Here is an 11,832-nt window from a genome sequence, read left to right as displayed (position 1 = left end):
AGGCTGCGCAGTGTCTGAAGCAACGCGGAGCCTGGTTCCTGTTCCTGCCGGCTTATTCGCCCGATCTGAACCCGATCGAGCAAGCCTTTGCCAAGATCAAGGCACACTTGCGCAAGGCCGAGGCGCGAACGTTCGACGCGCTCTGGCGCGCCCTCGGCGACATCTGCGATTTGTTTGAGCCGCACGAGTGTTGGAACTACCTCAAGGCTGCTGGATATGCGTCCGATTAAACATCCGATGCTCTAGCCAGCGCCGATGACTGCTCTCTCACTGGCTCAGCACCTTGTAGACCGCACCCCTTGAGCAGCCCATCGGTTTGGCGATAGCCGTAGCTCCATCGCAGCTTTGCAGAGCAGATTTGACCCTCATCACCTGGGCCGCTGACCAAGTGCCACCCTTTGCTGTGGGCACTCCCTTCTCATTCAAAGCCTTAGCGATGGCACCGAGGGAGCGTATCCCCTCAGCCTCAAGCTCAATAAGCATTGGGGCTAAGTCAGTGGCTCGCGCTTTTGCTCTAGCGGTTTGCGCCGACCTGCCAGCCTTCCTAACTTCTTCAGTAAGCTCAACGCCCCTATTCCCACCCAGCTTCACTCCTCTTGCTTTCGCAGCTTGTAGGGCGGCTTTGGTGCGGTCTGAGATACGCTTAGCTTCATCCTTAGCGACAGCAGCAAGGATATGGATGGTCAGACGATTGGCGTGTGGATTGTCTACGGCAATGAACTCTACCCCGGCCTTCTGTAATCCGAGCAAGAAGTGGGCGTTCCGGCTTAGACGATCCAGTTTTGCGATGATGAGTGTCGCCCGATGTAAGCGGCAAAGGCGCATGAGGTGACACGGGGGAAGTGGTCCAGCTCTTATGTTAGTTTTCTCGGCAGATTTCCTTTTTGGGACGAAGGAGGTTTGTCATGCGCAAGAAGCGATTTTCGGTCGAGCAGATCGTGGCCGTCCTGAAGCAGGCGGAACTGGGATTGCCGGTGGCCGACCTGATCCGGCAGGTCGGCATCTCGGAGCAGGCCTGCGGGACGAGTGCCTGAACCTGCACTGGTTCGAGACCATCGCGGAGGCCAAGCGGCTGATCGAAGCTTGGCGGAGGGAGTACAATGAGAGCCGTCCTCACATGGCGCTTGGAAACAGAACGCCGCAGGAATATGCTTTGCGGATAAGCCCTTCGCCGCTGGCGCAGGGCTCAGGAGCCGGCGAAAGCTAACGCCGAGCCTGGACTACCAACCCCAAGCGCTTCAGGCTCGCTCGATCTGCGCAAAACGGGTGGTCCGGTTTGTGGAAGCAGGTCATTCCCGTCACGCCGCCGCCTGGCATTTCGAGGTGTCCGTGGCGTTCGTGGTCCGGCTCATGACAGCCTATCAGACCACTGGCAGCCTTGCCTCTAAGCCAGAGGGCGGTTGACGCTACTCCAAACTGGATCAACACAGCACGTTCCTTTTGCGGCGGGTCGCGGCGACGAACAACCTTACCATGCCGCAACTCGCGGCTGAGTTGGCTGACCTTGGTACCAAGGTGGTGCCCGCGCTGCCTGCAGGGCCAACGCCTTTACGCCAAGGCGCCGTTCGGCCACTGGCTGACCCAGTTCCGCCTGCTTCAGGACGGCCACGATCTGCACAACTGAGAAGCGCTTCTTCCTAATGACAAGCCTCCTGAGCCCTAAGGAAGTTTGCCGACCAGACTAACGGAAAGGCTGGAGCACTTCGCCCGCGTTACCTCATATCTCTGCTGACGAACCGGGCAGTTCACCAGCGACTTTCATCAACGTGTTTCCTGAAAGTGGTCAAATGCCCGAGCTATCGCAAGAAGGCGAGCTTCGGCGTGAGGTTTCCCGGTAAGCATCACACTGGCCGGCAAACCGTCGATGCGTTGCGTGGTTGGCACTGAAATAGAAGGCCAGCCCAACAAGTTTGCCGGCCACTGGTAAAAGACCATCGCATCTCGCACGCTGATCCGGCTCTCTGCCGCGATGACGTAGAGGTCCTCTCGCCGCGGCACAGCCGTTGGCAGTGTTGGGGTCAGAAGAACATCGACGTCCGCGAGAACCTCCAGGAGAGTCATTGACCACTGACGGCGGAAGCGCTGGGCATCAAGGTATTGTCCGGCCTCGATCAGCGTCCCGGCCAACAGAAATGGACGTACGCCAGGATCAATCTGTTCCGCGCGGTTCAGAAGATTGGAGCGATGATAAGCGGCCGACTCTGCCAACAGGATTGTGAGCCAGGACCGGTGTGCAGCCTCAAGTTCGGGAAGATCGATAAACCTAATCGTAACGCCGAGCCCCACGAAGTCGTCAACCACCGCCTCAAAAGCGGCCTGCGCGTCGAGACTAGCTGCCGCAACCAGCGTCTTTGGAATTCCCACTCGCAGATCTCGCTGATCCAGCTCTGGGATGCTGAAGTCGCGCCTGGCAAGGGTTTCGAGGAGCAAATGAGCATCTTCGACGCACCGGGTTATTGGACCTAGATGATCGAGAGACCATGATTGGGGGATCGCCCCTTCGCAACTAATTGCACCATAGGTCGGCTTGAGCCCTACCAGCCCACATGCAGCTGCGGGAATGCGAATTGAACCTCCTGTGTCGGAGCCAAGGGCTGCGGCGACGGTTCCGGCAGCGACAGCGGCCGCCGAGCCACCACTAGAGCCGCCAGGAAGCCGCGAGCGGTCAAGCGGGTTCATCACGGACCCAAAGTGACTATTGGCACTTGTCACCCCATAGGCAAACTCATGCATGTTAGTCTTTCCAACGATCACTGCCCCCGCTGAACGCAAGGCTGCGAGTGAGGGAGCATCCCGGTCAGGGATGAAGTGTGCAAGGATCGGACTTCCAGCTGTCGTCCGGACTCCTTTGGATGCAACATTATCCTTCACGGCTATCGGGATCCCATCGAGTGGGCCGAGGCGCTCGCCCCGGTATGCGCGCTGTTCTGCTGCTATCGCCTCTGCCCGCGCGCTCTCTTCGGTGACGGTGATAAAGCTCCGGAGTTCTGAATCGGTCTGCGCTATCTGCGCCAGACTCTGGTTTAAAAGTTCAACCGGAGATATCTCACGAGCCTGGATGCGCGGAGATAACTCGGAAATCGCGAGCTTGCTATGACGATCTCGCATTTTCGATTTATTCCCCACAGTCGCCCTCCGTAGCTTTAGCCTCGAGAGGAACGAATGTGGTCGCCGGCTCATGTCCGAGAACCGTCCCGAGCCGCGGAGCAGCGTCAACAATTATCAGGAGGTCGTTGACCTCAGTCGCTTCAGCCTCTGTCGCTACGTAGCCGAGTTTGTCCTTCAGACGCTGGATGATCAGATCTTGGTCAGACATCGCGCGCTCTCAATCTGGTCCATGACCGATGCAGGGGGCTCTAGAGTACCGAAGTTGATCTGTTCAGCAAATCCGTCACCGGCATTCCTGCATCGTACAGGCGACGTGGTACATCTCAGACTTTCGATCGTTTCCCGGTAAGCATTTTTGCGACCATCTCGATACCCTGCATGATGCCGCCGCGGAGAAAGAAGATGATGAAAATAATGAAGGCGCCAAAAGCGATCGGCCAACGCGCCCAATAGGTTGATACGATGTCGCTCAGCCAGATGTAGATGGCGGCCCCGACCACTGGTCCGAGAGGGGCGGTTACGCCACCGAGAATAGACATGAACGCAATCGCGGCTGACTCGTTCATGCTGGCTTTGCTGGCGGGGACAAGCTGCCATTGGAAAGTATAGAGCGCTCCTGCCAACCCCGTGAGAGCCCCTGAGACAGTGAAGGTAAAAAGACGGTACTGCCAGACTGAGTAGCCGATGGCTTCTAAGCGATCGGCATTATCTTTGATACCGCGCAGGATGAGGCCAACAGGTGATAGAATGATCGAATAGAAGCAGACAAAAACCAGGAGAAGGACGACCGATGCGAAGACGTAGAATGATGTCGATGAGGTAAGGTCGATCTGTGTAAGACCAAGGTTCAGAATGGGGCGTGAAATCCCGGTTAAGCCGGACGGCCCGCCTGTCACAGTCCGCCAAGTAATCGCTATGAAGTAAACCAACTGCGCAAACGCAAGCGTCATAAGGACAAAATAGACGTCGCGAAGCCGCGCTGTCAGAACCGCCACGAGGGCTGCGCCCGCGCCTCCTACAATGGCGGCCGCTACGAGAGCTGGAATGGCCGTGACGCCGTACTGCTTCAGCAGGTAGCCTGCCGTATAGGCTCCAAGTGCAAAGAACGCTGCTTGACCAAAGGACAGCATACCGGCCTGACCGAGCATGAGGCTAAACGCGAGAGCTGCAATGGAGTAGATGACGATGTCAATGGCAAGAGCCATTGGCAGAACCAATGGGATTACAACCAAAAGGGCAACCAACAACGATCCGCTTGTAACGGGCGTTAGCAGGTTCGTTGGGGTGGGACTCTTTCGCGACATTTTGGACTCTCTGCGACCTCATCGCTTTCCGAACAGGCCCATCGGACGGACGAGAAGCACGACCATCATGACGAGGTAGACCGCCAGCCATGAGGCCAGGGGGTCAATATAGGTTGCAAGCTCTTGGAGAACTCCGATCAAAAGACCGGCAAAGATCGCTCCGTAAAGATTGCCAAGTCCTCCAACGACAACGATGACAAACGACACGGTCAAAATGTCCATGCCGATGAGCGGGTGGAGGCCTCGGATCGGAAGGCTAAGGACGCCAGCCAACGCCGTTAGGAGCGTACCAAACGCAAAGCTCGCTGCGAACAGGATTCGGATGTCGACACCAAGCAACATGACCGCCTCGCGGTTCTCAATTGCTGCCTTGATCAGTGATCCGGCACGCGTGCGCTCGATGAAGAACCATGAAAGGAGTACGATGGCTCCGGCAGCCGCAAGCACGAACAAGCGGAATTTCGGGTAATATATAGGGCCGAGCTTAAGGGCGCCGGCGAGAGCGCTGGGAGGAAGGCTACTTGCTCCCGCCGCTCCCCAGATCATGATGATCACCTCTTGCAGGATAATTGCGAGGGCAAAGAGAGCAAGCAGAAGAAAGTTGTCACTCTCTGGATCAGACCCATAGAGCGGTCGCAGCATGACTCGTTCGAGGACGCCACCGAAGACCGCAAGGAGTAACGGAGCAACGACAAGTGCTATCCAATAGGAGCCGGTTGCCTGCGCAATGCTATAGGCGAGATATCCCCCCAGTGCGAAAAGGGCACCATGGGCGAAATTGGGAATGTTCAGCATGCCAAGAATGAATGTCAGGCCGAACGCCGTGACCGCGTACAAGGCGCCGGTCGTTATGCCATTCAGGAGCTTAAACAGAAGCAGTTCCACAGTGGACACCCCGCCTGAAGGGAAAGCTGCCGTTCAGTCGGACTGAACGGCAGTCACGATTCTCAAAGTTCGCCGATGTTCTTGCAGTCTAAGGCGTCAGCGGGAACATTGGGTTCATGTGTGCTGACGATCCGGGCCACATCGAACTTGTCCTTGACCTCGGCGGGTGTTTTCCCTTCGGTGACGAAGAACGGACGGAAAGCCTGATGAGTGTCCGCATCGATGCGCGTACGGCCCACGACTGTGTCGAGCTCCAGACCTTCGAGAGCTTTTACAAGATCAGCCGATTGGGTGCCTTGTGCTTTCGCCAACCCCTGCAGAATAAGCTGCATGACCGCATAACCGCTACCGGCAGGATATCCCGGCGGTTCCTGGTAGCGCTCTATATAACGCTTTGCGAAGTTCTGAGCCATTGGGTTGTCGATAGTATAGTAGTAGGCAGAGCCGATAACGACACCTTGCGTGATCGACGGATCAAGGCGGAGGTAATCCTCGATGCCGCTGCCCCAAGGCACCAGGATTTTCGCCTGCTGCGTAAGACCAAAGGAATGGGCGGCGCGCAGTGCCTGAGCGGTATCCAGCCCGAAGTTGTTCAGCACGAGAACGTCCGGGCGGGCAGCCGCAATTTCAGCCATGTAGGGACTGAACTCGCGCTCGCCGAGCACATGGCGCTTCGAGCCGACAAACTCGATACCCATTGGCCCTGCGAAGCGCTTCTCGAGCTCCTCAAGCGTCCATCCGAACGAGTAGTCCGACGTCAGCATGTACCAGCGCTTGGCGTTCGGATTCTTCTGAGCGACATACTTCATCGTCGACTCAACGCCAGTGTAGTAGGGGGGCGCCCAATTGAAATAATAGCGGTGGCACGGCAAGGGGCCACCACTCCAGAAATGGACACGCTTCTGGCGCTTGGCGATCTCGGTCAAGGCGGCCGCAACATCATCTGCCCAAGGACCAGCGATGGCAACGACGTTTTCGCGCTCGATCGCTTCCGAAACCCGCCGAGTTGCGGTTCCTGCGTCGCCGGCGCTGTCACGGGATATGTAATTGATGTCCAGCCCCGTTGCACTGGCCTTAAAATCCTCGACCGCCAACTGCTGGCCACGCTGTATCCGCTCGCCATCGGCAGCATAAGGCCCGGTCAAGGGCACAATGCCCAAAACCGATGCTTTGCCTTGTGCGGCAAAAGCGGATCGCCCGATCAATGGAATGGAACCTAGACCTGCAAGTGCGCCGGCTCCCTGCAGTACGCGTCTCCTGGAAAAACCCGATGTCATGTCTGTTCCCTCTTGTTAGGTTGAGCCACTCACGGCTCAACTCTCCGCGGCATCACGCGCTGATCCCCAAATACTTGTGAATGGCCTCGGTGTCAGACGCGAGTTCATGAGCTGGAGCCTCGTGGACCAGTCGACCATGTTCTAGGACATAGGCATGCTCGGCCAACTCTAGCGCGACATCGAGCTTCTGCTCGACAATCAGCATTGAAAGGCCAGTTGCCTTGAGACCTGAGAGGACTTTCAGCACGCGATCGACCATCACAGGCGCGAGGCCCTGGGATGGCTCGTCAAGTAAAAGGACTTTTGGATCCAGCATGAGCGCGCGAGCAATCGCAACGATTTGCTGCTCACCACCGGATAGAGCGCCGCCTGGACGTTCGAGAAGGGGCTGAATAAGAGGGAAGTCGTCGAGGATGCGTTGGAGGGACCATGCGCTTTTCCGACGCTTCACGAGCGCCAAGTTTTCTCGGACGGACAGGTGCGTGAACACACCCCGATCTTCAGTCACGCATGCAATGCCGTGACGCGCAATCTTGTCGGCCCGCCAGGAGGTGATATCTGTACCGTCAAGTTCGATTTGGCCTGAGGTTGGTGTCAGGAGACCGCAAATCGACCGAATCGTTGTTGTCTTCCCAGCGCCATTGCGTCCGAGTAGTGTAACGACGCCGCCGGAGGGAATGCGCAACGAAACGCCATGAAGGATAAGGCTCTGGCCATATGACGAGGCGATCTTGCTGACAACCAAGCCGCTCATCGGGCGCCTGCCGAGCGTCTCGAACCGAAGTATGCCGTCTGGACTGCAGGATTTCGTCCCACTTCGTCGGCCGTACCCTCTGCAAGTAGCTGGCCGAAATTAAGGACGCTCACGCGATCAGCCATGCCGACGACAAGCTCCATATTGTGTTCAATAAGAACCACGGTGTAGCTCTTTCGGAGCATCTTCAAGGTATCTACCGCCTCCCGCAACTCTGCAGACGAAAGCCCGCTCGTCGGCTCATCCAGCAAAAGCAATTTCGGCCGACAGCAAAGGGAAATTCCGATATCGACGAGACGTTGGGCGCCATACGGTAGTTGTTGGGCCTCCACTCCTGCGACTTGAGCGAGGTCCAAAAGGGCCAAAGTACTGTCGGCTAAGTCACGGGCAGCCGCGCCTGCTGTCCTGGGAAGCAGAGACCAGCCCTCGCCTTGAGCCCGCTCGGCAGCCAACAACAGATTTTCCCGAACAGTCAGGCGCGGGAAAATATTTGTACGCTGATAGGAGCGTGCGATTCCAAGCTTTACCCGTGCAGCTGGACCTAGGCGGGTCACATCCTCCTCTTCGAAGAAGATCTGACCTTGGGTTGGTAAGTAGACCCCGGTTAGAAGATGGAAAAAAGTTGTCTTGCCAGCGCCATTCGGCCCAATCACAGCATGCAAACTGCCTTCAATAACCTGAAAGGTCATGTCTGAAACGGCGTGGACGCCGCCAAAACTTTTAGACAGGTTGTTGGTTCGTAGAAGAACTGCACCCATCGGACCCGCCGGATCTTCCCCACTACTACTAAATCAAACTCCTAAAAGTCGTTAGCGTCAACCGATCAAATGAAAATCGAATTGATCTGAAAATCCGATCAAATTAGGGTTGAGTGTCTACTTGGTTAGCCCCCCTGGCGCAGAGGTAGCAGTGTTCGATATTCAGGATGCAGAGATCGTTCAGGAGGTCTTCAACTGCCGTGGCTTCCGAGCTGCTGCTCACAAACTGAGGCTCTCTCAATCCGTGGTGTCAGCGCGGATTGCAGATGTGGAAAGCCGGCTAGGAATTACGATCTTCGTTCGCGAACGCCGAGGCGCACGGCTTACACCTCAGGGGCGCCTCTTTCTCGACCAAGCCAGCCGGCTCAAGGGATTGCGTGATCAGATTGCTGCAAATCTTTACTCTGTTCAGGGATTTGCAGGCACACTTCGGATCGGTGTTTCGGAAACCATCGTGCACACATGGCTCCCCATAATGCTGAAAAAAATTCGGATCGCACTTCCGAATGCTCAGCTGGAACTCTCTGTCGACACGTCACCTGTATTGGCTCAGCAACTTCTCGACGACCATATCGATATAGCAATTCTGATGCGCCAGTCGCTGCCCACTGGCATGGTGGTCATCCCAATCTATACCTGTAAACTTGACTGGTTTGCGGCGGCTGGGTGCCCTGTCCTTGCGCGGCCACTGGCTCTCAATGATCTGGCACAATCTCCCATCATAACCTTTCCCAAGGACACGGTCCCCTTCAGAGAGGTAAAGCGTCTATTTGCAAATCCGGACTTACCTGTTCCCCTCATCCATGGCTGCGCGTCACTCGCGACAATCCTGCACTTGGTCCGGGATGGATTCGGGATAGGTCTTCTACCAGTCCCAATGGCAGGGAACGATGTTAAGGCTGGGCTTTTGAGGCCTCTTAAAACAACGTCGGAAGTGCAGATATCGGATCTTGAATTTGCTCTTTGCTACGGGTCGATGCAGGAACACTCAACCATGAAGCAGGTGCGCGAGGCTGCATTGTCAGCCGTCGAGGCCTACCACCCGCAAGCCTCACACAGCCAGGATGCTGGACCACTCGGCGAGGGATAGCTGCAAACTGCGGACGTACTTCGCCTGTCCCTTGCGCATCATGTGAACAATCTCGATTCCGCTCAAGATCGCCCGAACGGACGCCTAGGATCCGGCAGCGGGCTTACGAGATCTAGGAGAGTGAAGGCCGCACCGGAAGTCCCGAGGATCACCGGTTCAGGGCAGAGCAGGAGCTTGCCGATCAAGGGCAGGAGCGCTCCGACGCAACGGTGGAGAATGCTCCGCCGGCGGCTTCCGCCGAAGCCAGCTCCGCCGCCATCGGCGAGATCCCTGACGAGCGCATGCCCGAGTAACCGATCAGAGCCTCTTGTCTAGGAGGTGCATTACCGCCCTTTTCAGGGCGTGTGCAGGAACAGTGCGGCTTTCACCAGACGATCAGGGCTAAGGTCCTCCTCAGCATCAAATGCCAGGAGTTCCGCCAAGCGGGTGCGGGCGCGGTTCACGCGGCTTTTGATCGTGCCGCTTGCACCAGATCGTCCGCACGCTCAATGTTGCCAATCAGAGAGATGGCAAAGGCGCGCAGATGCGGAATGGCGGCCAGTATGGCGGATCCTCCAGGCCATCAGGTTCGTCCGTGCGTGTCTCGGCTTTGAGACTGTTGGCGACCATGTTTTCTCCTCCACGCACAAAAGGCAGCCTCCGGCTGGTCCGCGCGGAGGTCCGTGTGCCTCTAAGGCACCGAAAGAGCCCTGCCACTAACCTATGATACGAAGAACTCCTGTTGGGCCCGGGCCCGGAGAAGACAGGCGGATGACCACGCTACTCGGAGGCAGGTGCGGCGTCGTGGAACATCTCCCTGAGAGCGCTCATCAGCATCGGGTGCGCCGGCCGACCCTCGGCCAGCATGAGAAAGTCGTTGATCCCGAAGCGCTGTGCACCACGTGCAGTCTGGCCGTCCTCGTGGGGGCTCACATGGATCCAGGTATGTTCCACATAAAGGCCCAGCGCGTCGGTATCGAGGACCAGGTGCCACCAGTCGCACGCGTTCTCGGTCGGGCGATCCGCGGCAAAGGCCAACTCACGCTTGAAGACAGGCATCGGCTCCCTCCCGTGAACGATCCTCACAACTCCAGGCAGGCCAACAGGACAACGACGCAGAGGCGTCGGCGGATCGGGACCCCAGGGAATTCGTTCGCCTGACGGCGTTGCCGGCTCAGCACAGGCGTGGTGTGTGGGAAGACAAGGCCCTAATGGCGCCGGCTCTCAGTCAATCTTCGTCCCGGTGAGTTGACCATTGTGTAGGCAGAGTTTGAGAGCTTGTAGAGGCGCCCGTGCCCACGTTGGTCCGGTTTCTTGTCGTTCTTGCCATTCTTGCCGGGCTTGGCTTTGCCACCATGGTTGCGCTAGCGACCCTGGTCCAGCCCGACATCCGGGAAATCACAATCCCAATTCATCTTGATCGCCTGCCCACTCCGAGACGCTGAAGCCCAACGGGAAGAACCGGAGTTCCAATTTCCTAGGAATATCGGACGAGGCGTGCTCGTTTGTTGGCACCGCAGAAGAACGAGCGGTCCATGCTGGCAGGATATCGGGTGCTCGTGGTCGAGGATGAGCCGCTCGTGGCGGAAGGCCTTAGCGATCTTCTCGCCGAGGCGGAGAGGGGGCCGGTTGGCCGAGCGTCATCGGTCCGTGAGGCGCGGCACCTAATCAAGGACCGTTCGGCCATCGATGCGGCCCTGCTCGATATGAACCTCGGCGATGGCCCGGTGACGCCTGTGCTGGAGGCCCTGAGCGCGGGGCATCCCGACCGTGGTCTGCCTATGACAAGCGCCTGCGCGCCGCCATGACTGAGCTGCCAGCCTAAACGGCTGAGAGGTCGTCCGTTCGATGTGATGGATCTGGTTGACTAAGGCTTGCGGGCGAGCACAACGCCGTTTGCCCCAGCCGCTTCAAACCTGACCGTTTGAATGTCGCAGAACCCGGTCTCGTCAAGCCAGGTGCTGTATTCCCCCGCCGTGTAGTTGCGGCCGCCCTCGGTCTCGATCAGCATGTTCAGGCTCATCAGCGCTGCCGGGACAGGGCCTGTCTTATCGTCATCGGCGAGCAGCTCACTGATGATCACCACGCCACCGCTTGGCAGCGCCGCATGGCACTTGCGCAAGATCTCACGATCTTAGGGGGTCTCGGGGTGCAAGGCAGCGCTCAAGATTGCAAGGTAAGCGACAAAGGCAACCACCCGCATTGGCCGATCCTCTTCCAGCGCCCCTAGCCTTAGCTTTCTATGGCAAGTGGCGGAACTCAACCCCCTTGGCGGAAGCGATCTGCCGCAGGGGCGGATAACTGGCCATGAAGGTAAACGAAGCCTCAAGGCTCGATTGGCTGACACATTTCCTTGAACCAGGGAACGTCTGGTAATGGGATGGTCCGGCCGTGCTTCTGCCCCGCTTGCTCGTACAGTGTGGGGATCCGAGCCACGCAAGGAGCACGTCTCATGTCACGGTCTTCTTCCTCTGCCGCCATTGCCACGCTGGGCATCGATCTGGGCAAGAACAGCTTCCATCTCGTCGGCCAGGATGAGCGCGGCGCCATCGTGCTGCGGATCAAGCTCTCCCGCACGCAGCTCACCCAGCGCCTGGCGAACATCCCACCCTGCCTGATTGGCATGGAGGCCTGTGCTGGCGCCCACCCCATCGGTCGGCAACTCCGGACGCTCGGC

At 57.9% G+C, this 11,832-nt stretch carries 13 protein-coding genes and 5 pseudogenes; 6 read left to right on the top strand and 12 right to left on the bottom strand.

What is annotated here, in order from left to right; genetic code table 11:
* Positions 1–230: transposase (locus tag ACXJKO_RS25735; protein WP_457091433.1), on the top strand; the 230-nt coding region annotated here is incomplete at its 5' end.
* 37 nt (positions 231–267) lie between these two features.
* Here the strand turns inward: ACXJKO_RS25735 and ACXJKO_RS25730 are convergent.
* The gene (locus ACXJKO_RS25730; protein WP_457093903.1) at positions 268–825 is read right to left on the bottom strand and encodes a recombinase family protein; all 558 of its coding nucleotides are present in this window, start codon (positions 823–825) and stop codon (positions 268–270) included.
* Between the two features lie 80 nt (positions 826–905).
* On the opposite strand from ACXJKO_RS25730, the pseudogene ACXJKO_RS25725 reads away from it, so the two are divergent.
* Both ACXJKO_RS25725 and ACXJKO_RS25720 read left to right on the top strand, forming a co-directional pair.
* Positions 906–1,013, top strand: a pseudogene (locus ACXJKO_RS25725) (transposase); the annotation flags it as partial.
* Positions 1,014–1,018: 5 nt separating this feature from the next.
* Positions 1,019–1,207, top strand: a pseudogene (locus ACXJKO_RS25720) (integrase core domain-containing protein); the annotation flags it as partial.
* A 554-nt stretch (positions 1,208–1,761) separates the two neighbouring features.
* Here the strand turns inward: ACXJKO_RS25720 and ACXJKO_RS25715 are convergent.
* The 7 genes from ACXJKO_RS25715 to ACXJKO_RS25685 all read right to left on the bottom strand — a co-directional run bounded on the left by ACXJKO_RS25715 (position 1,762) and on the right by ACXJKO_RS25685 (position 8,086).
* A complete protein-coding gene (locus ACXJKO_RS25715; RefSeq protein ID WP_457093902.1) occupies positions 1,762–3,126 on the bottom strand; it encodes an amidase in 1,365 nt (454 codons plus the stop codon).
* Positions 3,116–3,316 carry a hypothetical protein gene (locus ACXJKO_RS25710; protein WP_457093901.1) on the bottom strand — a complete coding sequence of 67 codons (201 nt, stop codon included), beginning with the start codon at positions 3,314–3,316 and terminating at the stop codon, positions 3,116–3,118. Before ACXJKO_RS25710 ends, ACXJKO_RS25715 begins: the two co-directional genes overlap by 11 nt.
* 115 nt (positions 3,317–3,431) lie before the next feature.
* Positions 3,432–4,313, bottom strand: a complete 882-nt coding sequence (locus tag ACXJKO_RS25705; protein ID WP_457093900.1) for a branched-chain amino acid ABC transporter permease — start codon at positions 4,311–4,313, stop codon at positions 3,432–3,434.
* A 117-nt stretch (positions 4,314–4,430) separates the two neighbouring features.
* Entirely contained in the window at positions 4,431–5,297 is an 867-nt protein-coding gene (locus ACXJKO_RS25700) for a branched-chain amino acid ABC transporter permease (RefSeq protein WP_457093899.1), read from the bottom strand.
* Between the two features lie 62 nt (positions 5,298–5,359).
* The gene (locus tag ACXJKO_RS25695; protein WP_457093898.1) at positions 5,360–6,574 is read right to left on the bottom strand and encodes an ABC transporter substrate-binding protein; all 1,215 of its coding nucleotides are present in this window, start codon (positions 6,572–6,574) and stop codon (positions 5,360–5,362) included.
* A 52-nt stretch (positions 6,575–6,626) separates the two neighbouring features.
* Positions 6,627–7,328 (bottom strand): ABC transporter ATP-binding protein, encoded by a 702-nt coding sequence (locus tag ACXJKO_RS25690; protein WP_457093897.1) that lies wholly within the window; start codon positions 7,326–7,328, stop codon positions 6,627–6,629.
* On the bottom strand, positions 7,325–8,086 hold the full coding sequence (locus ACXJKO_RS25685) for an ABC transporter ATP-binding protein (protein ID WP_457093896.1): 762 nt from the start codon (positions 8,084–8,086) through the stop codon (positions 7,325–7,327). Before ACXJKO_RS25685 ends, ACXJKO_RS25690 begins: the two co-directional genes overlap by 4 nt.
* A 151-nt stretch (positions 8,087–8,237) precedes the next feature.
* Here ACXJKO_RS25685 and ACXJKO_RS25680 point away from each other — a divergent pair, with 151 nt between their 5' ends.
* Complete coding sequence (locus ACXJKO_RS25680) at positions 8,238–9,176, top strand: LysR family transcriptional regulator (RefSeq protein ID WP_457093895.1); 939 nt, start codon at positions 8,238–8,240, stop codon at positions 9,174–9,176.
* Here ACXJKO_RS25680 and ACXJKO_RS25675 read toward each other — a convergent pair.
* From ACXJKO_RS25675 to ACXJKO_RS25665, 3 genes and pseudogenes are all read right to left on the bottom strand, one after another.
* Positions 9,138–9,257, bottom strand: a pseudogene (locus ACXJKO_RS25675) (IS6 family transposase); the annotation flags it as partial. The gene ACXJKO_RS25680 and the pseudogene ACXJKO_RS25675 sit on opposite strands and share 39 nt — an antisense overlap.
* Before the next feature lie 364 nt (positions 9,258–9,621).
* Positions 9,622–9,720: pseudogene (locus ACXJKO_RS25670) on the bottom strand (RNA polymerase subunit sigma); the annotation flags it as partial.
* 215 nt (positions 9,721–9,935) lie between these two features.
* Positions 9,936–10,214, bottom strand: a complete 279-nt coding sequence (locus tag ACXJKO_RS25665; protein ID WP_457093894.1) for a hypothetical protein — start codon at positions 10,212–10,214, stop codon at positions 9,936–9,938.
* Between the two features lie 476 nt (positions 10,215–10,690).
* Here ACXJKO_RS25665 and ACXJKO_RS25660 point away from each other — a divergent pair, with 476 nt between their 5' ends.
* On the top strand, positions 10,691–10,963 hold the full coding sequence (locus tag ACXJKO_RS25660; protein WP_457093893.1) for a response regulator: 273 nt from the start codon (positions 10,691–10,693) through the stop codon (positions 10,961–10,963).
* Positions 10,964–11,022: 59 nt separating this feature from the next.
* On the opposite strand, the gene ACXJKO_RS25655 is transcribed toward ACXJKO_RS25660, so the two are convergent.
* Positions 11,023–11,277 (bottom strand): methyltransferase, encoded by a 255-nt coding sequence (locus tag ACXJKO_RS25655; RefSeq protein WP_457093892.1) that lies wholly within the window; start codon positions 11,275–11,277, stop codon positions 11,023–11,025.
* 330 nt (positions 11,278–11,607) lie between these two features.
* Here ACXJKO_RS25655 and ACXJKO_RS25650 point away from each other — a divergent pair.
* Positions 11,608–11,832 (top strand): annotated as a pseudogene (locus ACXJKO_RS25650) (IS110 family transposase); the annotation flags it as partial.

The sequence above is a fragment of the Microvirga sp. P5_D2 genome, assembly GCF_054049475.1.
The sequence above is the reverse complement of the archived record's forward strand: the minus strand, read 5'-3'. Positions and strand labels throughout refer to the sequence as shown.

Coding starts and splice junctions, on each gene's coding strand:
- ACXJKO_RS25730 (WP_457093903.1), bottom strand. CDS start 825: ATGCGCCTTTGCCGCTTACATCGGGCGACACTCATCATCGCAAAACTG.
- ACXJKO_RS25710 (WP_457093901.1), bottom strand. CDS start 3,316: ATGTCTGACCAAGATCTGATCATCCAGCGTCTGAAGGACAAACTCGGC.
- ACXJKO_RS25705 (WP_457093900.1), bottom strand. CDS start 4,313: ATGGCTCTTGCCATTGACATCGTCATCTACTCCATTGCAGCTCTCGCG.
- ACXJKO_RS25695 (WP_457093898.1), bottom strand. CDS start 6,574: ATGACATCGGGTTTTTCCAGGAGACGCGTACTGCAGGGAGCCGGCGCA.
- ACXJKO_RS25690 (WP_457093897.1), bottom strand. CDS start 7,328: ATGAGCGGCTTGGTTGTCAGCAAGATCGCCTCGTCATATGGCCAGAGC.
- ACXJKO_RS25685 (WP_457093896.1), bottom strand. CDS start 8,086: ATGGGTGCAGTTCTTCTACGAACCAACAACCTGTCTAAAAGTTTTGGC.
- ACXJKO_RS25665 (WP_457093894.1), bottom strand. CDS start 10,214: ATGCCTGTCTTCAAGCGTGAGTTGGCCTTTGCCGCGGATCGCCCGACC.
- ACXJKO_RS25660 (WP_457093893.1), top strand. CDS start 10,691: ATGCTGGCAGGATATCGGGTGCTCGTGGTCGAGGATGAGCCGCTCGTG.